This window comes from Marinobacter sp. (genome assembly GCF_035268745.1).
Lineage (GTDB): Bacteria > Pseudomonadota > Gammaproteobacteria > Pseudomonadales > Oleiphilaceae > Marinobacter.
This window is the reverse complement of record NZ_DATFKH010000210.1, coordinates 43,745-62,702: the sequence shown is the minus strand read 5'-3', so window position 1 is coordinate 62,702 and position 18,958 is coordinate 43,745. Positions and strand designations below refer to the sequence as shown.

Here is an 18,958-nt window from a genome sequence, read left to right as displayed (position 1 = left end):
AACCTCTTCATACTACGGCTGACCCTGAAGCTGACGCATGAACTCGAAGGTTGCCCGGGAGTACTGCTCGAAATGTGGCAGAAAATTGGCGTGCAGTACCCATATGGCAAACAATCCAAAAATCAGGCCAATCGGGAAGCCCAGCGCAAAAATATTCATCTGGGGAGCTGCGCGGGTCATGACCCCGAACGAGATGTTGACGATAAACACCGCGGTTACCGCAGGCAGGGCCAGCAGCATGGCGGCCGCAAACATCCAGCTGATCCGGTGGGCCAGAGACCAGAGACCCGCCTGCCCCAGCCCCTCGAGGCCGATGGGAAGTGTGTAGAAGCTTTCAATAAAAACATCAAAGGCCACAAGGTGGCCGTTCATCGCCAGGTACAACAGGGTAATGGTGATGCTATAGATTTGGGACAGGACCGGCACGTTGACGCCGTTGGCGGGATCGACCATGGATGCGAAGCCAAGCCCCATCTGCATGGCAATCATCTGGCCGGCCACCACAAACAGCTGAAACAGCATCGTCAGCGCAAAGCCCATGCCCACGCCGATCAGTATCTGCTGCAGGGTGATGACTACGGCGTCAGCGCTGAGGGCATCCACCCGGGGCACTGCGGGAATCATGGGAACCACCAGCACGGTGATCAGCAGCGCCAGCCCCAGGCGCACGCGGGCAGGTACAAGCTGGGTGCCAATAAACGGGATTACCATCATGAAACTGGCCAGCCGGAAAAATGGCCAGAAATGCTGGCCGATCCACTGGCTGATCAGGTCTGCACTGATTTCGGTCGGCATTGCCGGTCAGCCGATCAGATAGGGAACGCTGGAGATCAGTCGTTCCGCATGGTCCATCAACTGAGTCAGCATCCAGGGGCCGGCTACGATGATCGTAATCAGAGTGACCAGCAAGCGCGGCAGGAAGCTGAGGGTCTGCTCATTGATCTGGGTCGCTGCCTGAAAGGTACTGACCACCAGACCAATCACCAGCCCGGGCCCGATGATCAGGCTGGAAAGCAGTACGATCATCCAGAGCGCTTCCCGCAGGATATCGATGACGGTTTCGGGTGTCATGATGGTGCTCCTGTACATTGCATGGCGGGCCTATATCCCATAGCTGGCGGCCAGAGTGCCCATGATCAGGGCCCAGCCATCCACCAGCACGAACAGCATGATTTTGAATGGCAGGGAAATGATGATCGGCGACAGCATCATCATACCCATGGCCATCAGAACGCTGGCCACCACCATATCGATGATCAGAAAAGGTATGAACAGGATGAACCCGATCTGGAACGCGGTCTTCAGCTCACTGGTGACGAATGCCGGCATCAGCACCCAGAAGGACACTTCCTCGGGGGTCGCGTACTGCTCGTCGGCAATACGCATGAACAGCGCCAGGTCGCTTTCACGGGTCTGGGCCATCATGAAATCCCGGAACGGCTGGCTGGCCTGTTGCACCGCTTCCAGTGAGGTCATTTCCTCCTGCATGTAGGGCTGCAATGCCTGCGCATTCACCTCTTCGAACACCGGTTTCATGATGAAGATGGTAAGAAACAGGGTCAGGCCCAGCAGTACCTGATTGGACGGCGTAGACTGCAGCCCCAGCGCCTGCCGGAGGATGGCGAACACCACAATGATGCGGGTGAAGGAGGTCATCATCATCAGCATCGCCGGCAGGAATGTAAGCGCCGTCATGAACGCCAGAATCTGCAGCGACACCGAGTATTCCTGAACTCCCTCGCCTTCTCCCGGTGTTACAGTGAGCGCCGGAATGCCCGGAATACCCTGCGCCTCCGCCATCCCCGTCGGCACCCAGAAAACAAGCAGCATCAGGGAAAGCAGTGACACACTACACCGGGGCATCCGGAACCTCATGTCACGAGCCTTCCCTGTTGACGGAGCCGGAACCCCAGGATTTGCCGATCATGCCCTGAAGTTTACGGGCGAAATCGCCGGAAACCTGCTCGCCGGGGGGCACCACCGGCTCGTCAAAAACGTGGAGCGTGCGGATAGCCTGAGGAGTAACACCGACAAGAATCTGTTTGCCACCCACATCAATCAGGGCGATGCGTTCCCGCGTACCCATTGGCATCACCGATACCAGCTTCATGGCCCGGGTATTGCCACCGGTCATGCCACTCATGCGGCGAACAAGCCAGGCACAGCCGAAAATAATGGCAATGACCGCCAGCAGTCCGGCCCCCAGGCTCAGCATGCTCATCAGGGCATCCGGCGCTGACGCCGGCGGTGTTGCGGTTGCTGACGCTGCTGCCGCTGCTTCCTGTTGGCCGGCCATCTATTTCTGCAACCGTTTGATGCGCTCGCCCGGGCTGATGACGTCGGTCAGGCGAATACCGAATTTTTCGTTCACCATCACCACCTCGCCATGGGCAATCAGGGTTCCGTTAACCAGAACATCCAGGGGCTCGCCCGCCAGCCTGTCCAGCTCGATCACCGAGCCCTGATTCAGCTGCAGCAGGTTGCGAATGGGAATCTGGGTGTTGCCGACTTCCATGGAAATAGTCACCGGAATATCAAGAATGACGTCAAGGTCCGGTGCCGGGCCATCGCCCTGCGCGATCTTCGAGCCTTCCGGGAATTCTTCCATTGGTGCGGTGCGAACGCTGCTGCTGTTCCCACCATCGTCTCCTTCCGATTCACCGGCTTCTTTCATGGCCGCAGCCCACTCGTCGTTGCGATCGTCACCGTCCGATTCGCTGTCAGAGTCTCCGGACTCTTCCATGGCCGATTCCCACTCAGCGGCCAGTTTCTCGTCTTCGCTGAGTTCCTTGTCGCCTTGCTTTTTGTCATCGTCAGCCATTACGTCCCACCTTCAGTTGTTTTTTAACCCTGGGCACGGTTGCCCGATTCCTGATTTTCAGTGCCAGCTTGCCGTCACGGGTGCCCAGCGTGGCGTTGTAAACCGGAATGCCGTTGGCAGTAAGGGTCAGTGTTTCTGGCATTTCTACCGGGATAATGTCGCCTTCCTTGAATTTCGCCACATCACGCAGTGAAATCCGGCGGCGGCAGACCGTCGCATTGATCGGCACGCTCACCTCTCTGATATCTTCCTGGAGCGCGGTGACCCAGCGCTCATCCATATCGTCAATGTCACTCTGGACACCGGCATCCAGAATATCGCGCACGGGCTCAATCATGGAGTAGGGCAACGCCATGTGCAGCTCACCGCCACCCCCATCCAGCTCTATATGGAAGGTGCTTACCACCACGACTTCGCTGGGGCTGACGATATTGGCCATTGCCGGATTTACTTCCGAGCTGAGATATTCAAATTCCACTTTCAGAACCGCCTGCCAGGCTTCCCGCATGTCCTCAAACACCTGGTTCAGCACCTTCTGAACAATGCGGTTTTCTGTTGGCGTGAATTCACGGCCTTCAATCTTGGCCTGACGGCCTTCGCCGCCGAAAAAGTTATCCACCAGTTTGAATACCAGTTTGGCGTCCAGCACAAACAGAGACGTCCCCCGCAGGGGCCGGATCTTGGTCAGGTTAAGGCTGGTGGGAAGGTAGAGCGTGTGAACGTACTCGCCAAACTTCATGATCTGGACGCCACCCGTCGAGACATCGGCATTGCGACGCAGAATATTGAACAGGCTGATGCGGGTATGACGGGCGAAGCGCTCGTTGATCATCTCGAGGGTTGGCATCCGGCCACGGACGATTCGGTCCTGACTGGCAAGGTCATAGCTTCTGATGTCCTCACCGCCGCTGTCGTCATAGGTATCGACATCACCGTCGTCCACGCCATGTAACAGCGCGTCAATTTCGTCCTGTGACAGTAAGTCCTGCATAGGTTTCCCAGCCTCTGAATTAAGCCCGTAAGGCTCTTGTTACGCCCTTGCTACTGAATGACAAAGTTTCTGAGCAGCACCCGTTGCAGAGGCGGTTCGCCTTCCTGCTCGAGTACATCGTTGGCCGCTACCAGCATCTGATCTGCCAGATTTCTGCGGCCTTCGGGAGTCTGCAGCTGCAGAAAATCCATGCCGGATATCACCCCAAGAAGCCGGCTTCGCAGCAGCGGCATATGCAGATTCGCTGCCTCCAGGGCGTTCATGTCTTTTGCCTCGAACGCCAGATGAACCTGTGCATAACGTTGCCTGCCTTCTGCCTGAACGGTGGTGACCAGCGCTTTTTCCAGAACGGTATAAGCACTGGGCACAAATATTTCTTCTGTGGTTTCGGGCGCTTCCTCCCCGCCGCTCAGACCGGGAATATCGGCCCCGATGAACCAGAGCGTACCAACCACCGACAGGCCGATTGCCATGACCACCAGCAGTGTCAGGATCAGAATGAATTTGAGCTTGCCCTTCTTGGGCGATGCTTGCCCGGATGCGTTGTCTTCAGCCATAAGATTCGTCTGCCAGAATTCCGTCGAAAAGGTCGGAGTTAAAGGATATTAAGCAAAGGGCGGGCCAGAATGACAAATCCCCGCTACCAGAGCAGCAGTCTAGCTCTGGTAGCGGGGATCAGCAAAGGCTGGAATGGCACAGCGGCGAGATCAGGACGGCTGACCGACAGAAGCAGGCTTCAGGCGAAGATGTCCACCTCGCCTTTCCAGGTGAGATCCAGTGATCGCAGTTCAGCCCCCATGTCTTCCTGGCCAGCATCTGCCATCAGCCCCGGAACTGGCCGTTCATCGCTTTGGGTATCACCGTCCCGGGCCTGGTCACTGCCGGAATCGGACACATCGAAATTCTCCAGAGCGATCCCCTGCTCGCTCAACATATCCCTCAGGCGCTGACTGTGCAGTTCAAGCTGTTCACGGACCACCGGATTAGCCGAATGCACCGTGATATTGGCCTGTTCCTGCTGCACCTGGACCTTGACCTCCATCGGGCCCATATCCGGCGGAGTCAGGTGGATTTCGGCAACCGACATGTTTCTGGCGGTCAGCCAGGTCAGCTTTCCCGCTACCTTGTCGCCCCATTGGGCGTGGCCCACCGGCAGCTCGATAGACGTGGCGTAGCCCCGAAGAATCGGGGCATCCGGAGCCATTTTTGGGGTGTTGACCGCGTTTGCCTGGGCGCTGACAGATTCCAGCCCGCCCTGGAAGCGGATCGCATTCTGCAGCAGCGCGGTGTCAGAAGCCTTGCCGCCGTCACCGGTTACCCCGGCCAGCAGGCTTTCCGCAAGCGCGATCGCGGTCGGAGAACCGGCCTGGCCCGGTGCCTGAAGGGTCATAGAAGCATTTTTCCCTTGCCCACCGAGGCCCAGGGTCTGAATCGCCATTGCAGCAGTTTCTCCGTTTCCACTGATGCCCGCCATTGATGTAAAGGTATTCTGGACCAATGGCAGCCCCTGAACATCGAGCGACGCGGCTGCATCCTCTGCCGAAACGGTCGCACCCTGGCCCGGTAACGGAGTGATCAGGGACTGGAGGTCGGCAAAGGTCAGCGGGGATGCGACCAGTGATTTATCGCCATCAGGCTCAAGCGATTGCTCGCCATCAGCGGCATGCGTCTGCCCGATGGCTTCGCCGGAATCTTCAGCCCTGGCAGACTTATCGTCACGAGCCTTTGCCGCATCGGCGGCTTCAGCCGACCTTCGCTCAGCCTCTGACTTTGCCGCTTTTGCCTCTGCCTGCCGATTCTGTTCCGCCGGTCCTGCTGTTTCAGGTTTCTTTGCCTCGCGGGCATCCAGTCGTTTCTGCTCAGACCGGGAGACAGCATCGAATGAGCTTTCACCGGATTTTTCATTGCCCCGTCCTGGTGACCCGGAGGAGCTGGCGGCCTCGGAAGGCGCGCTTTTCGGAAGATTCTGGGGGAAAACCATCTGTGACATGGCAACCTCTTGCCGCTTTTAGGGGAGAACGGACGCTGAGTCTTATAATGCACTCAGCTTCCCGGGACTTTCCCATAACCAAGCAAAAGCAATGCCACCGTCGAAGGCGACGATATCAGGCGAGAAACCGCTTCAGGGTCTTTTCAACGCGCTGGAACTCCGATTCAATAGCATCCACCACAGTCGCCGCATCGCCCAACCGGTTTTCCCGACCGGCCTCCTCGGCTTTCAGACAGAGCGCGCCCAGCCGGGGCGCGCCGATATTCACGGAACTCCCTTTGAAACTGTGGGCGGTCTTGGTAAAAGTATCAGGGTCAGAGGACCCGATCGCGGTCCTGAGGTAACTTATCCGGTCGCACGAATCCCTGAGGTAGGTTTCAATGAGAATATCAAACTCATCTTCCATGACCTCCTGAAGTTCTGTCAGCGCTTCCTCATCTAGATGCGGTTTGTCATTCATGACCAACCTCCGGCTTATTCAATGCCAAGCTTCCAATCATAAACAATTTCTGCCCGGTTGCCATACTCCGCATAACGCAGAAAATTTCCCAGCTTTCGCATCAGCATCAATCCACGGCCACTGTAACTGGTGTCAACGCAATCAGCCCTGCTCTGAAGCCGGGAAATATCAAATCCCGAGCCGCTGTCTTCACAGACGATTTTCAACTGTCCACCAAGCTCGCTCATTGAGTGTGTCAGCTCAAACCTTATCCAGTGCCCGGCTACCTTGCCGAGCCTACGCTCACGCTCTTCATAATAATAGCTGAAACCGTCCGATGACGCTTTCAGTTCCGAGGACAGACCCAGTACCCCATGCTCCAGAGCGTTGTTATAAAGTTCGGCCAGCAGCGTGTAAATATCCGAGCTTTTGCTTCGTAGCCCCGGAACCTCCATACAGATATGTAACAATAGTGGCAGTGGGCTGAACTGGGCCAGGGTCTGCTCCCGCACTTCATAGACGCAATGCCAATGAGAGGGGCCTGTCAGCGTCAATTGCGGTAACTTTTCAGCCGCCTCATGGAATTGCGAAGACGCCACCATCTTCAGTGATACCAGGGTCAGGTCATCCTGCCCGGCCCGCTCGCCGGTAAATTCCCGGATGGCACCCAGCAGGGTGTCAATCATACTGTCCGGGGCGCTGTTAGCGGGTGCATCGTCGAATGCACGTTGCAGGCGGGTCTCTCCATACCTCTCGGCTTCCCCGTTTTCCGCCTCAAGCACACCGTCTGTCATCAGCAGCAGCGTATCACCGGCGCTGGTCTGAAACAGCTCCATGGCAGCATCGAACCGGGCCGGATCCAGAACCCCGAGCGGCAGATGGCGAGAGGCGATAAGCTGCCGCGCGCCACGGTCTCTGAACAGAACCGCGTCTGGCAAGCCACCGTTCCAGATTTGCAGCTGGTTCAACCGGAAATCGGCCTGAACCATTGCCGCGCAGCAGAACATGCCAGCCGGAAGAATCCGCGTGAGCTTGTCATTGATTTGCCGCAGCACGTCACTGGCGCTGAAACCCATACTGGTCATACCGTAAAAGATTTCCGCAATCGGCAGGGCGCCGATAGCGGCAGGCAAACCGTGGCCGGTGAAATCGCCAACCAGGATATGCATGCCTCCGGCCGGGCGTGAGCAGGCAAACAGGATATCACCGTTGAAAATCGACATCGGCGACACGTAATAGCGGATATTATCGGCGTTCAGGCAACCGGTATGGGCGATATTATCGAACACGCGCTTGGCCAGCTGCTGCTCTTCCAGCAACTGGTTATTGCGCTCGCTGATCAGGTTGCGTTGCCGGCTCAGGGTCCGGTGCATCTGCCGCATCCGGTCAAAGGCGCCGAGCTTGGCCTGAATAATCAACTTATTGTAGGGCTTGGTCAGGAAGTCATCGCCACCGGCGTCCAGGCAGCGGGCCAGCGCATCCGCATCGGTCAGGGAGGTCAGGAAAATCACTGGCACCAGTGTTTCGCCCGCCAGCTCCTTGATATTCCGTGCAGCAGTGATGCCATCCATCACCGGCATCAGCACGTCCAGCAGGACAATATCCGGCTGGTAATCGTTGAAGATGGCGACTGCCTCATCGCCATTGGCAGCCGCCCTGACCTCGTGGCCAAGCCGCTTCATCAGCTTTGCGAGAATCAGCCGGTCGCTGTCACTGTCGTCAGCAATCAGAATTTTCAGGGTCTTGCCAGGTGATCCTGCGACATCGATCATTTGATCGCGAAAAGCTTTCCGAAATTCGAGATCGTCAGTATGCGCTGCACATCGTTGTTACAGTTCCTGATTTCAATTCGCGAGGCGTCGCCGCCGGCAAAATCGCGGAGCAACAACAGCATCCCGAGTGCGGAGCTGTCCAGATAGGTGGTGTCGGACAGATCCACAACAAAATTCTGCACTTCACGGCCTTCCTGCTCGTAGGCGTTACGGAACTCCTGGTGAGTGCTGAAATCAAACCGCCCTTCGATACCAATGGTCAGGGTCTGGTCATCGTTACTGCGATGTGTGTGGATCGGCATTCAGAAGTCTCCATGAGGTGCATGGGCAGAGAGCTGAAAAATCAATGACTCTCAGGTGCAAGGATAGCCGAATGGTGCGGTTTTGCATCTGTAGCGGGAATACGCCTACCTGCGGCGCTGATAGAACCGGTTGGCGGCTTCATCAGCCAGTTTCTGCTCTCTGGCGTCGCTCTGCTGCTGTTCCTTGCGGCGACAGGTTGCAATGTACTTTTCCATGCCCCGACGACGCTCCCACGCCAATCGCCACTGCTCGCGACAGGCGTCCAGCTTTGTCCGGGTCTGATCAAGCAATGCCTGTTGCTGCCCGATCACTTGATCCAGTTGGGCGATAAAAGCCTGCCATGCCTGCAGGCGGGAAACCGCCACAACCCCCTGCTGATTCGCCCGGATCTGATCGCGGTACTCCTGTTGATAGCGCTCCAGGTTGTCAATCTGCTGACGCTGGGCATCATGAGCTTTTTGCGCCTCGGCCATTTTTTCCAGGGCCCGATGCTCTTTCTGCTCCTCCAGTTTCAGGACCACCTGAAGCCGCTGCGAGCGAAGCATCAGCCGGCCTCAGTGCGGCCGCTGGCCGGCGGCATTTTGGGACGGTCCGGAGAGCGGCGCTCCGGAACCACGGCCATCAACTGATCGATACTTTCCTCAAGCCCTGCGCTATCGTTCAGGCCCTGCTGCAGGAACTGGCCCATGTTGGCAATGTGAGCAATGGCAAAATCGGTTTCCGGGTCAGAGCCCTTGACATAGGCCCCCACGCTGATCAGATCCCGGGCCTGCTGGTAGCGGGAATAAACCTGCTTGAAGCGCTGGGCCCGGGTGAAATGAGCGGTATCGGTCACCTGCGGCATTACCCGGCTGATGGAAGCTTCCACATCAATTGCCGGATAATGGCCTTCTTCCGCAAGCCGACGGGACAACACGATGTGTCCATCCAGAATTGCCCGGGCGGCGTCGGCAATCGGATCCTGCTGGTCATCGCCCTCGGTAAGAACGGTGTAAAACGCGGTAATCGAGCCACCACCCGGGCGACCGTTACCGGTACGTTCAACCAGCTGGGGTAATTTGGCAAAGACCGAAGGCGGATAACCCTTGGTTGCAGGTGGTTCGCCAACGGCCAGCGCAATCTCCCGTTGTGCCTGGGCGTATCGGGTCAGTGAGTCCATCAGTAGCAGCACCCGCTTGCCCTGATCCCGGTAGTACTCCGCGATGCGGGTAGTGAGCATGGCTGCACGCAGGCGCATCAGGGGGGAATCGTCTGCCGGCGAGGCGACCACCACAGAGCGGGCAAGGCCTTCATCACCCAGAATATCCTCGATGAATTCCTTGACTTCCCGGCCCCGTTCGCCGATCAGCCCGACCACGGTGATATCGGCGTCGGTAAAGCGGGTCATCATGCCCAGCAGCACACTCTTGCCCACGCCACTACCGGCAAACAGGCCCAGGCGCTGGCCCTGCCCCACGGTCAGCAGTGAATTGATCGCCCGAATCCCCACGTCCATGGATTTGCGCACCGGCGCCCGGTCCAGCGGGTTGATAATATCGCCACTGAGGGAAACCCGCTTTTCGGTCTGCAGCGGTCCCTTGCCGTCCAGAGGCTCGCCGTTACCGTTCACCACCCGGCCCAGCAGTTCCGGGCCGACCGGCACCCGGCTGGCTATAGACAGGGGAACCACCCGGGCACCGGGACGCAGCCCTTCGATCGCCGTGAGTGGCATCAGATAGACCCGCTCATCCTCAAAGCCAACCACTTCGGCCTCAACGGTGCCGGTGCCCTGGCCGGTAATGACACAACGATCCCCCACCACCATCGGGCAGCCGACACACTCAAGGGTCAGACCGACCATGCGCGTGAGGCGCCCGGAAAGCTCCGGTTCGGGCTCACTGGCAAGGCCTTTTTGCAAACTGCTCAGGCGTTCAGCCAGCCTTGCCGTCATCGTCGTCCTCCCGGGTTGAACCCTTTCCTTCGGGGTCAGTGGCCTCGTTCTCTTGCGGATTCAACACATCCCGGCGGAAATCGGTCAGGTCATCCATGATCGCATCCATGCCTTCGCCGTCGCCCGGGGATTGCTGATCCGGTTCTTCGCTCAGCATATCCTGGACCGCCTTCTGGAAGCGCTTCTCAATGGTAAAGTCGACCAGGCTGTGGCGGGTTTCGAGTCTGCATCCACCGCGCATGATGGCCGCATCTTCCACCACCGATGTCTTTGCTTCGAAGCGATCGGCAACGTCACCGACAAACTGGTAGTCGTCGGGGTGAATATGTATGCGCACGTTTTCACTGGTCGAAGGCAGGGAGGCCATGGCTTTTCTGACAACGGCGACGATCTGGGACGAATCCAAAGCCAGCTCGCGGTAAAGCACGGCTCTGGACAACACTGTGGTTAGATTGACCAGCGCAGTTTCAATCTCGTCCTGGTGCCGCCGAATGGGCAACAGCAGCTCGCCCATCAGCTCTTCAAGACGCTCAAGCTTTGTCTCGACATCCTGACGGCTCTGTTCCAGGCCCTGTTCTTCGCCGTGAGTCCGGCCCGCTTTTTCGCCCGCGGCAAAACCTTCACTGTGACCGTTTTCCAGTCCTTCCTTGTGGCCGGCTTCAAAGCCTTCTTTGCGACCTTCTTCAAAGCCGTCAGCATGGGCAACCTGACGGATTTCTTCGATGTCACCGGCAGTCAGTGGTCTGACATTTCGCTCTTCCTCACGCGCCACCTCGTTTCCTGTGGCATCCAGCAACGGAAGCTCCCAGCGCTCATAGGCTGTGAGGTTTTCCTTGGGAATACGGTCGAGGTTGCGGCGAGGGTCTTTCATCACATCAGCATCACATCATTTCCTCGCCGGAACCACCGAGGGTAATTTCACCGGCCTCGGCCATACGGCGTGCAATAGTGATAATGTCTTTCTGAGCCGACTCGACTTCACTGACCTTGACCGGGCCCTTGGCCTCAAGGTCATCCTGCAGAAGCTCGGAAGCGCGTTTGGACATATTCTTGAAAATCTTGTCCTTGACCGCATCATCCGCACCTTTCAGTGCCACCACCAGCACTTCGGAAGACACTTCGCGCAGCAATGCCTGAACGCCCCGGTCGTCGATTTCCGCCAGATTATCGAAGACAAACATCAGGTCTTCAATTGTGGAAGCCAGATCCGGATCCATTTCCTTGATCGAATCCATCAGCACGCCTTCAGAGCTGCGTTCCATGAAGTTCATGATGTCGGCGGCGCGTTTGACACCACCGATGCGGCTGGTCTGGGCAGCAGAACCACCCAGGAACTGCTTTTCCAGTATATCGTTCAGTTCCTGCAGGGCCTGGGGCTGAATACTTTCGAGTGAGGCTATCCGCATCATCACGTCCAGACGGACTTTGTCATCAAGTGTGCCGAGGATCTCCGCGGCCTGATCGGGATCAAGGTAAGAAATAACAATAGCCTGAATCTGGGGATGCTCGTAACGGATGATATCGCCCACGGCGCGGGGCTCCATCCATTTAAGAGTATCCAGACCCTTGGTATTGCCGCCGATCAGGATCCGGTCGATCAGGCTGGACGCCTTATCGTCGCCCAGAGCCTGGGACAGCATGGTACGGATATATTCATCGTTACCCACCCCGAGCCCGGTCTGACCGCCAACGGCCTCGATAAAATTGTTCAGCACATAGGTAACTTCGTCTTTGCTGACGTCTTTCATCTGCGCCATGGCAGTGCCGACCCGCTGTACTTCCTTCGGACCCATATGCTTGAGCACCTGCGCCGCGTCACTTTCGCCCAGTGACATCAGCAGAATGGCCGCCTGCTCGACCCGCGGGATTTTGCGTTGCGGTTTCTGCGACGTGTCGTCGGCACGCCCCTTGTCATCAGTCATCGATATTCACCCATTGCCGCATCACCTGGGATACCCTCGCCGGGTCTTCGGCAACCAGCCCCTTCAATGCATTCAGCTGCCTATCATAACTGTCCGAGGCATCCGGCAACAGCAGTGCATCCTGGCTGTTCATCGCCTCTCGCAGAGCATCATCACCTTCAATGCCGTCCATACCGTCATTGCGGCCCTGGCCCTCGCCATCCTGGGTCCGGTCGCCGCCAGACAATGATTTCAATGTCGGGCGCAACAGGCCCAGGATCAGCACCAGCACAACCAGGCCGGCCAGTACCTGCTTCATCAGGTCCCAGAACCAGGGCTGCTCCCAGAAATCCGGCTGAGTAAATTCCATTTCCTGTTCCGGGGCAAAGGCCGTATTCATGACCGTGACACTGTCACCCCGGGCTGCCGAGTAACCCACGGCATCGCGAACCAGCATGGTCAGGCGCTGCAGTTCGGCCTCGGGCCATGGTTCGTAGGTGGCTTCACCAGTGTCCGGATTTACCACCCTCATGTCGTCTACCGCGAGCGCAACGTTCAATCGATTGATGCGACCATACTCCTGACGGATATAACTGACGGTGCGATCCATCTCATAATTGCGGGTCGATTCTTCACGCACATTAACCGGTGCTGGCGGCGCACCCCCTTCCTCGCCATTACCGGCGTCAGCCTGCTCGGGCGCAGTTGCATTGGCCGGTGGCTGATTCGTCAGGGCTCCGGGAATACCGCGGGCAGCGCCGTCCGAACGCCGATCTGTCATCGACCGCTCACTTCGAACCGCCTGCTGGTCCGGATTAAACAGTTCTTCGGCCTGCTCCACCGAGGAGAAATCCAGGTCTGCCGTTACTTCCGCGCGAAACCGGCCCTCGCCCACCACAGGGCGAACCAGCGAGGCCACCCGGCGGGTCAGGCGATCCTCCACGCGGCTGGTATATTCATACTGGTCTTCCATCTGGCGGGTTTCACCGCCCTGGTCCTGCCCGGTCAGCAGGTTGCCACTCTGATCAACCACCGTGACGTTATCTTTTTTCATCTGGGGAATGCTGCCGGCAACAAGATTCATGATGGCGGCGATCTGCTCCTGCTCAAGACGGCGGCCGGCAAACACTTCCAGAAACACCGAGGCCGTAGGCTCGCGGGCGTCGCGAACGAACACCGAGCGCTCAGGCATGGCCAGGTGCACCCGGGCAGAGCGCACGGCGCGCATGCTGCCGATCGTGCGTGACAATTCCCCTTCCAGCCCGCGACGGTAGCTGATGGTTTCCATGAACTGGGAGGTTCCCAGACCCCGGTCCTGATCCAGCAGTTCATAGCCAATGGTCTGTTCGTCCGTCACACCTTCGGCGGCCAGCTTGAGCCGCGCGTCGTATACCTGTTCGGCCGGAACCAGAAGCGCCCCGGTGCGGGGGTCCATGCGATATTCGATATTGTTGGTGCTCAGAATAGTGGTGACATCCTGGGGGTTATAACCGGACATATCGCCGACCACTGGCTGATAGTTCGGCTCCTGGGCCCAGAGCACCACGGAGACACCCAGGGCGACGCTGGCAGCAAGCCCGACCATCAGGCCGATCTGTCGCAGCAGGTTAAGCCGATTGAAACCGAACATCAGATCACTGCGATTTTCGGCACCTTCCGCGCCGTCAGAGCCGGACCCGCTCTGGGTTGCCGGCATATTGGCGCTTGCAGTCTGGGCAGGTACGCTGGCCATGGATTTACTCCGCTATCAGATCGGCATGTTCATAATGTCTTCGTAGGACTGCACCACGCGGTTTCTCACCTGGGTCAACGCCTCGAAGGAGATGGACGCTTTCTCGGAAGCAATCATCACCCGGGTGATATCGACGTTGGGGTCACCCATGTCATACGCGGTTTTCAGACTGCTGGAGGTTTGCTGCAGCTCATTGACCGAGCCCACAGCCTGGCTCAGCAGATCGCTGAATTTCGGAACCTGGGAGGTCTGCTGGGTTTCCTGCACACCGGCAGGCCGGTCGACCTGCCCGCGAACTGTGTTGTCCTGCTGAATCCGCTGATTGTCCATCATCTGACTGCGCATGTTGCGGATTTCGGAAAGAACGCTGTTGATGTCGGCACGCTGAACCATGGTTGTCTCTCCCGGACAGACTCTTACCCAGTCTGCTTGTGTACGAATTCACGAATTAATGAGGTTTAAGCAAATTAAAGGCCAACCATTTAAATTCATTGAATTTCAGTATATTGAGAGATTTTCCTGAAATCCCGGAATAACGGGTGACGGTCTTTTGACAAAAAAAAGCACCCGAAGGTGCCATTCGAAGTCCACACCTCCAGGCTTCAGGCGATTGCGAGCTCGGCATTCAGATCAATACCGGCGTCCCGCATCTGGGCCAGCTTGTAGCGGAGTGTCCTTGGACTTATGCCCAGCTGCTCTGCCGCGCGGTTCCGTCGGCCACGCTCTTTTCGTAACGCTTCGATGATTATCCTGAACTCCCGCTCACGGACTTCGTCGCCCAGGGAAGTCACGGACTCACTCCGGGCCGGCACCTCCACTTCGGTCAACAGACTTTCGGTATCTGCCATACCCTGGTCAGCCGGGATTGCACCGGATGCAGGGTAGTCTCCGGCTGTGGCGGCGACAGCGGCTGGTGCAGCCGGCTCAGTACGGCCATTAATGCCCAGTTCCAGACACAGGTCACTGGCGTGTATAACATTTCCCTGATGCAGGACCAGAGCCCGCTGCAGGGCGTTGTCCAGTTCCCTTACGTTGCCCGGCCATTGATGCGCGGTCAGCGCCTGCCTGGCATCCGGGGCAAAGGTGATACCGGTCAGCTTCATCTTGCGGCAATGTCCCTTCAGCAACGAGCTCGCCAGCGGCAGAATATCCAGGGGTCGTTCCCGCAAGGGCTGCCAGTGCATGGGGAATACGGTCAGGCGGTAATACAGATCTTCCCGGAACTGGCCCTCACGGACATAGTGACCAAGGTTCCTGTTGGTGGTGGCAATTACCCGTACATCCAGAGCAATGGTCTTGCGCCCGCCCACACGTTCAACCTCACGCTCCTGAAGAACCCGTAGCAGCTTGGACTGAAGCCCCATATCCATCTCTGAAATTTCATCAAGCAGAATGGTCCCGCCATTGGCCTGTTCAAACTTGCCGGGTGCTGACGCCACGGCTCCGGTAAAGGCGCCCCGTTCATGGCCAAACAGGATGGCCTCCAGCATGTTTTCCGGAATGGCCGCACAGTTGATGGCCACAAATGGCTGTTCTGACCGGGGCGACTGCTGGTGAATGTACCGTGCCAGCACTTCCTTGCCGGTGCCGCTTTCCCCGGAGATCATCACCGTCGAGTCACTGGCCGCCACTTTGGCCGCAAGCTGAAACAGCCGCTTGCTGACGGGATCTTCGGCAACAGGCGCATCACTGCCCCGGTTCTGACTGCAGCCGACAATCCGGCTGACCGCATCGACCAGCACCGAGGGTTCAAAGGGTTTCACCAGATAATCGATCGCCCCCGCCTGCATGGCAGATACGGCGTGGCTGATCTGGCCGTATGCGGTAATCAGCATCATTGGCAATCCCGGATACAGCTTCTGAACCTGGAAAAGCAGGTCATGACCAGAAAGGCCCGGCATGTTGACGTCGCTGACCACCATATCCACGGGTCCGTCCGCCAGGCAATCAAGGGCCTGTTCGGCATCTGCAGCCTCCCGCACCCGGAACTTTGCCAGCTCCAGAGTGGTGACCAGCGCCTCACGCAGATCGTGGTCGTCTTCAACAATCAGAATCTGGGCCTTGGCCATGAATACCTCCGGTCACTTATTGTCTTTTGATTGCCGACCGCCTTTAGCGGCGCGCAATAACGGCAGCAAAACGGTCGCCGTCGCACCGCCATCCGCAGGCGAGTCGATATGAAAGCTGCCCTGATGGGCTTTAACAACGGCCTGAACAACGGCCAACCCGAGTCCGGTGCCGTGGGACTTGGTGGTATAGAAGGCTTCAAGCATCTGGCTGGTCTGGTCGGTTGAAAAACCGGGGCCATCATCAGAGACCCGGATCATCAGCTCATGTTCGCGCTGGTGCAGCACAATGCTGATGTTTCTGGCCCCCGCTTCAATGCTGTTATTGACAAGATTGGTGCAGGCACCGACCAGCGCATCGCGGTTACACAACATCGACTGATCAGTCACGTTGCCGTCCAGATCAATCTGCACTTCTGGCGGCAGGCGCAAACCTTCAATGGCCGCTTTCAGCGCCTGGGCTACACTTTCGGTCGATAATTCCTCGGCCAGTCGGGTTTCACCCCGGGCAAAGATGAGCATATCCCGCACCTGTTGCTCCAGATGGGTCAGCCGGGACATCAGCCGGGACGCGCAGCGCTGGCGCAGCTCTTCGTCAAGATCCGGCTGACCAAGGTGGCCACCGTAAAGTATCGCCGCTGATAAGGGAGTGCGAATCTGATGGGCCAGAGACGCCACCATTTTGCCCATAGCGGACAGACGCTGGGCATGGGCGAGCTGACTCTGAAGCTGGCGGGTCTCGGTCAGATCCGTCAGCAGAATCAACTGGCCGGGCTGGTTTTCCATGGTCCGGATTTCAATGCTGACACGGCGTCCGTCCTTGAGAGACACTTCGTGGCCATCGTCTCGTCGTGGCGCAAAGCAGCGGCGGATAACCTCTACCCAGCGCTCGCCGTCCAGAGGTTCGCCCAGTAATGTAATAGCGGCCGGGTTGGCCTGGGTGACCACCCCCTGGCTATCCAGCACCACGACACCGGCAGGCAGCGCCTGTAACAGGGTCGAAAGGCGGTCGGCCAGTTCTTCTTTCTGCTCCAGTTCCACCTGACGCTGGCGGGATTCCGCCGTCAGTTCGCCGGAGAGCTGATTGACCCGTGATTCCAGAGTCCGGTAGGAATCGGTGATCTGCCGCGACATCTGGTTGAACAGATCCAGCGCGGTACCCACGGCTTCGTCATCTTGTTCGGGAAATAAAGCGGTCACTTTGTCGTTAACATCAGCAGCGGCATTGGCGGAGGATGATCCCTCCGATGCTGACTGAACTACAAACTGTAAATGACTCATAAACTCGCCCTCTGATCAGGCCCTGAAGCCGGCCCGCACCAATTCGGATGGATCGTTTCCATAAACTTTGCAGTGCTCTTCGCAAAGGACCAAGCTAGGACTGTGCCAGATTTACTTTTAGTATATTTTTCAATAGGAAAGAAAATCCTGAAAGGCTGGAATGACGGTTTTCTGTCGCGCTGAAAGCACAACGGCGCCAAAGGTTACGAACCTTTGACGCCGTTGGAAATCAGCTGATCGATTCAGATCTCTTCGGATTCCTCATCCCGGAGACCGTATTTGCGGACCTTTTCAACCAGCGTAGTCCGGCGGATCCGCAGCTTTTCTGCAGCCCGTGCAACCACCCCGCCAGCCTCATCCAGTGCCTGCTGGATCAGCTGCTTCTCAAGGCTGGACAGGTAGTCTTTCAGGTCAATGCCATTAACTGGCAGCAAAGCTGGCGCATCAAGGCCAACAAGCGCGGGAATGCCGCCAGACAGGTCGGAATCTTCAAGCGGCGGGTTCTCATCGAAATCATCCACGTAGCGGAATTTCCTGGGCAACTCCTGGACGCCGATCACACCATACGGGTGCATGATGGCCAGACGCTCAACCAGGTTGGCCAGTTCACGGACGTTGCCAGGCCACTCGTGCCGGCAAAGGCTCATGATGGCGGCAGAATTCATTCGCAGGGAACCGCGCTTTTCCTTTTCCATGCGGGATATCAGCTCGTTGATCAGCAGGGGAATGTCTTCCACCCGCTCCCGCAAGGCCGGCATTTCGATAGGGAAGACATTGAGGCGATAATACAGATCTTCCCGGAAGTCGCCCTCCACTATCATGTCCTCCAGGTTTTTATGAGTAGCCGCAATCACCCGGACGTTCGTTGACTGGGTCCGGTTGCTGCCCACTTTTTCAAACGTGCGCTCCTGCAGCACCCGCAGGATTTTTACCTGCATGTTCAGCGGCATGTCGCCAATTTCATCAAGGAACAGGGTGCCCCCTTCGGCAAGCTCGAAGCGCCCTATCCGGGCGGTGATGGCACCGGTGAACGCCCCTTTTTCATGGCCGAAGAGCTCGCTCTCCAGAAGCTCCGCGGGAATGGCACCGCAGTTAACCGGTACAAAGGGCCGGTCGCGGCGGGCAGAATGATAGTGCAGGTTGCGGGCAACAACTTCCTTGCCGGTTCCGGATTCACCGGTAATCATCACACTGACATCCTTGTCCGCCACCTGCTCCATCAGCTGGCGCACTGACTGGATTCTGCGACTGGTACCCACCAGACTGCGGAACAACAACAGGCCGCGCTGCTGGCCGCGTTCCCGGGTACGGGTATACTGGTCACGGAAAATCTGGGCCCGATACAGTGAATCCACAAACTTGGTGTAATTCAGCGGCCACTCCATCCGGGCAATGATTCTGCTGGCAGCTTCGGCCGGCAGTCCGGGCAGATCGGGGTCACCCACCATGAGTACAGGCACGCCCCGGGTGGACTGGCTGATGGTGGTAACGGTGCTCTGCACCGAGGTATCGTTGCCGTCAAGAATAACAACGGACACTTCCTCCAGTGCCTGCGGATCCGCCAGCAGAGCCAGAGCCTCATTCCCTGCGGATATCTCCTCTTCACCGATAAATTCGAGGATGGTGAGGATGTCGCGTCTTGTCTCGCCATCCTCGCTGAGAACCAGCACTTTATTATTCCTGGACATTAAAATCGGATCTCTTGAGCAAAAGTTTCTGCCGTATTTAAGAC

General features: G+C 57.7%; 20 protein-coding genes. All 20 read right to left on the bottom strand.

What is annotated here, in order from left to right; translation table 11 throughout:
* Window positions 1-12: 12 nt before the first annotated feature.
* The 20 genes from fliR to VJ956_RS14095 all read right to left on the bottom strand — a co-directional run bounded on the left by fliR (window position 13) and on the right by VJ956_RS14095 (window position 18,914).
* Complete coding sequence (gene fliR, locus VJ956_RS14190) at window positions 13-795, bottom strand: flagellar biosynthetic protein FliR (RefSeq protein WP_324085694.1); 783 nt, start codon at window positions 793-795, stop codon at window positions 13-15.
* Between the two features lie 6 nt (window positions 796-801).
* Window positions 802-1,071 (bottom strand): flagellar biosynthesis protein FliQ, encoded by a 270-nt coding sequence (gene fliQ, locus VJ956_RS14185; RefSeq protein ID WP_324085693.1) that lies wholly within the window; start codon window positions 1,069-1,071, stop codon window positions 802-804.
* 30 nt (window positions 1,072-1,101) lie between these two features.
* Entirely contained in the window at window positions 1,102-1,848 is a 747-nt protein-coding gene (gene fliP, locus VJ956_RS14180; protein ID WP_414674447.1) for a flagellar type III secretion system pore protein FliP, read from the bottom strand.
* A gap of 28 nt (window positions 1,849-1,876) precedes the next feature.
* Complete coding sequence (gene fliO / locus VJ956_RS14175; RefSeq protein WP_324085692.1) at window positions 1,877-2,296, bottom strand: flagellar biosynthetic protein FliO; 420 nt, start codon at window positions 2,294-2,296, stop codon at window positions 1,877-1,879.
* Window positions 2,297-2,821: a flagellar motor switch protein FliN gene (fliN, locus tag VJ956_RS14170; protein ID WP_324085691.1), complete on the bottom strand. Its 525-nt coding sequence runs from the start codon at window positions 2,819-2,821 to the stop codon at window positions 2,297-2,299. It abuts the gene before it with no gap.
* On the bottom strand, window positions 2,814-3,812 hold the full coding sequence (fliM, locus tag VJ956_RS14165; protein WP_324085690.1) for a flagellar motor switch protein FliM: 999 nt from the start codon (window positions 3,810-3,812) through the stop codon (window positions 2,814-2,816). Before fliM ends, fliN begins: the two co-directional genes overlap by 8 nt.
* Before the next feature lie 50 nt (window positions 3,813-3,862).
* A complete protein-coding gene (locus tag VJ956_RS14160; protein ID WP_324085689.1) occupies window positions 3,863-4,369 on the bottom strand; it encodes a flagellar basal body-associated FliL family protein in 507 nt (168 codons plus the stop codon).
* A gap of 179 nt (window positions 4,370-4,548) precedes the next feature.
* Window positions 4,549-5,802, bottom strand: coding sequence for a flagellar hook-length control protein FliK (locus VJ956_RS14155; RefSeq protein WP_324085688.1), 1,254 nt, complete (start codon window positions 5,800-5,802; stop codon window positions 4,549-4,551).
* A 115-nt stretch (window positions 5,803-5,917) separates the two neighbouring features.
* On the bottom strand, window positions 5,918-6,262 hold the full coding sequence (locus VJ956_RS14150) for an Hpt domain-containing protein (protein WP_324085687.1): 345 nt from the start codon (window positions 6,260-6,262) through the stop codon (window positions 5,918-5,920).
* Between the two features lie 14 nt (window positions 6,263-6,276).
* Window positions 6,277-8,013, bottom strand: coding sequence for an ATP-binding SpoIIE family protein phosphatase (locus VJ956_RS14145; protein WP_324085686.1), 1,737 nt, complete (start codon window positions 8,011-8,013; stop codon window positions 6,277-6,279).
* Window positions 8,010-8,315, bottom strand: coding sequence for an STAS domain-containing protein (locus VJ956_RS14140; RefSeq protein ID WP_324085685.1), 306 nt, complete (start codon window positions 8,313-8,315; stop codon window positions 8,010-8,012). Before VJ956_RS14140 ends, VJ956_RS14145 begins: the two co-directional genes overlap by 4 nt.
* 105 nt (window positions 8,316-8,420) lie before the next feature.
* Entirely contained in the window at window positions 8,421-8,861 is a 441-nt protein-coding gene (gene fliJ / locus VJ956_RS14135; RefSeq protein WP_324085684.1) for a flagellar export protein FliJ, read from the bottom strand.
* On the bottom strand, window positions 8,861-10,246 hold the full coding sequence (fliI, locus tag VJ956_RS14130; protein WP_324085683.1) for a flagellar protein export ATPase FliI: 1,386 nt from the start codon (window positions 10,244-10,246) through the stop codon (window positions 8,861-8,863). Before fliI ends, fliJ begins: the two co-directional genes overlap by 1 nt.
* A complete protein-coding gene (locus tag VJ956_RS14125) occupies window positions 10,227-11,117 on the bottom strand; it encodes a flagellar assembly protein FliH (protein ID WP_324085682.1) in 891 nt (296 codons plus the stop codon). The genes fliI and VJ956_RS14125 overlap by 20 nt, the downstream gene beginning before the upstream one ends.
* Window positions 11,118-11,127: 10 nt before the next feature.
* Entirely contained in the window at window positions 11,128-12,168 is a 1,041-nt protein-coding gene (gene fliG / locus VJ956_RS14120; protein ID WP_324085681.1) for a flagellar motor switch protein FliG, read from the bottom strand.
* Entirely contained in the window at window positions 12,161-13,879 is a 1,719-nt protein-coding gene (gene fliF / locus VJ956_RS14115; protein ID WP_324085680.1) for a flagellar basal-body MS-ring/collar protein FliF, read from the bottom strand. The genes fliG and fliF overlap by 8 nt, the downstream gene beginning before the upstream one ends.
* Window positions 13,880-13,894: 15 nt before the next feature.
* Window positions 13,895-14,272, bottom strand: a complete 378-nt coding sequence (gene fliE / locus VJ956_RS14110; protein WP_324085679.1) for a flagellar hook-basal body complex protein FliE — start codon at window positions 14,270-14,272, stop codon at window positions 13,895-13,897.
* A 209-nt stretch (window positions 14,273-14,481) separates the two neighbouring features.
* Entirely contained in the window at window positions 14,482-15,948 is a 1,467-nt protein-coding gene (locus tag VJ956_RS14105) for a sigma-54 dependent transcriptional regulator (protein WP_324085678.1), read from the bottom strand.
* Between the two features lie 12 nt (window positions 15,949-15,960).
* Entirely contained in the window at window positions 15,961-17,226 is a 1,266-nt protein-coding gene (locus VJ956_RS14100) for a sensor histidine kinase (RefSeq protein WP_324085677.1), read from the bottom strand.
* 242 nt (window positions 17,227-17,468) lie between these two features.
* Window positions 17,469-18,914 carry a sigma-54 dependent transcriptional regulator gene (locus VJ956_RS14095; RefSeq protein WP_324085676.1) on the bottom strand — a complete coding sequence of 482 codons (1,446 nt, stop codon included), beginning with the start codon at window positions 18,912-18,914 and terminating at the stop codon, window positions 17,469-17,471.
* Window positions 18,915-18,958 lie beyond the last annotated feature (44 nt).

Excerpts from the sequence above, each read along its gene's own strand:
- VJ956_RS14125 (WP_324085682.1), bottom strand. The coding sequence starts at position 11,117 with ATGAAAGACCCTCGCCGCAACCTCGACCGTATTCCCAAGGAAAACCTC.
- VJ956_RS14160 (WP_324085689.1), bottom strand. The coding sequence starts at position 4,369 with ATGGCTGAAGACAACGCATCCGGGCAAGCATCGCCCAAGAAGGGCAAG.
- VJ956_RS14150 (WP_324085687.1), bottom strand. The coding sequence starts at position 6,262 with ATGAATGACAAACCGCATCTAGATGAGGAAGCGCTGACAGAACTTCAG.
- VJ956_RS14145 (WP_324085686.1), bottom strand. The coding sequence starts at position 8,013 with ATGATCGATGTCGCAGGATCACCTGGCAAGACCCTGAAAATTCTGATT.
- VJ956_RS14095 (WP_324085676.1), bottom strand. The coding sequence starts at position 18,914 with ATGTCCAGGAATAATAAAGTGCTGGTTCTCAGCGAGGATGGCGAGACA.
- fliG (WP_324085681.1), bottom strand. The coding sequence starts at position 12,168 with ATGACTGATGACAAGGGGCGTGCCGACGACACGTCGCAGAAACCGCAA.
- fliR (WP_324085694.1), bottom strand. The coding sequence starts at position 795 with ATGCCGACCGAAATCAGTGCAGACCTGATCAGCCAGTGGATCGGCCAG.
- fliO (WP_324085692.1), bottom strand. The coding sequence starts at position 2,296 with ATGGCCGGCCAACAGGAAGCAGCGGCAGCAGCGTCAGCAACCGCAACA.
- fliE (WP_324085679.1), bottom strand. The coding sequence starts at position 14,272 with ATGGTTCAGCGTGCCGACATCAACAGCGTTCTTTCCGAAATCCGCAAC.
- fliN (WP_324085691.1), bottom strand. The coding sequence starts at position 2,821 with ATGGCTGACGATGACAAAAAGCAAGGCGACAAGGAACTCAGCGAAGAC.
- VJ956_RS14155 (WP_324085688.1), bottom strand. The coding sequence starts at position 5,802 with ATGTCACAGATGGTTTTCCCCCAGAATCTTCCGAAAAGCGCGCCTTCC.
- VJ956_RS14140 (WP_324085685.1), bottom strand. The coding sequence starts at position 8,315 with ATGCCGATCCACACACATCGCAGTAACGATGACCAGACCCTGACCATT.
- fliI (WP_324085683.1), bottom strand. The coding sequence starts at position 10,246 with ATGACGGCAAGGCTGGCTGAACGCCTGAGCAGTTTGCAAAAAGGCCTT.
- fliF (WP_324085680.1), bottom strand. The coding sequence starts at position 13,879 with ATGGCCAGCGTACCTGCCCAGACTGCAAGCGCCAATATGCCGGCAACC.
- fliM (WP_324085690.1), bottom strand. The coding sequence starts at position 3,812 with ATGCAGGACTTACTGTCACAGGACGAAATTGACGCGCTGTTACATGGC.
- VJ956_RS14105 (WP_324085678.1), bottom strand. The coding sequence starts at position 15,948 with ATGGCCAAGGCCCAGATTCTGATTGTTGAAGACGACCACGATCTGCGT.
- fliJ (WP_324085684.1), bottom strand. The coding sequence starts at position 8,861 with ATGCTTCGCTCGCAGCGGCTTCAGGTGGTCCTGAAACTGGAGGAGCAG.
- fliQ (WP_324085693.1), bottom strand. The coding sequence starts at position 1,071 with ATGACACCCGAAACCGTCATCGATATCCTGCGGGAAGCGCTCTGGATG.
- VJ956_RS14100 (WP_324085677.1), bottom strand. The coding sequence starts at position 17,226 with ATGAGTCATTTACAGTTTGTAGTTCAGTCAGCATCGGAGGGATCATCC.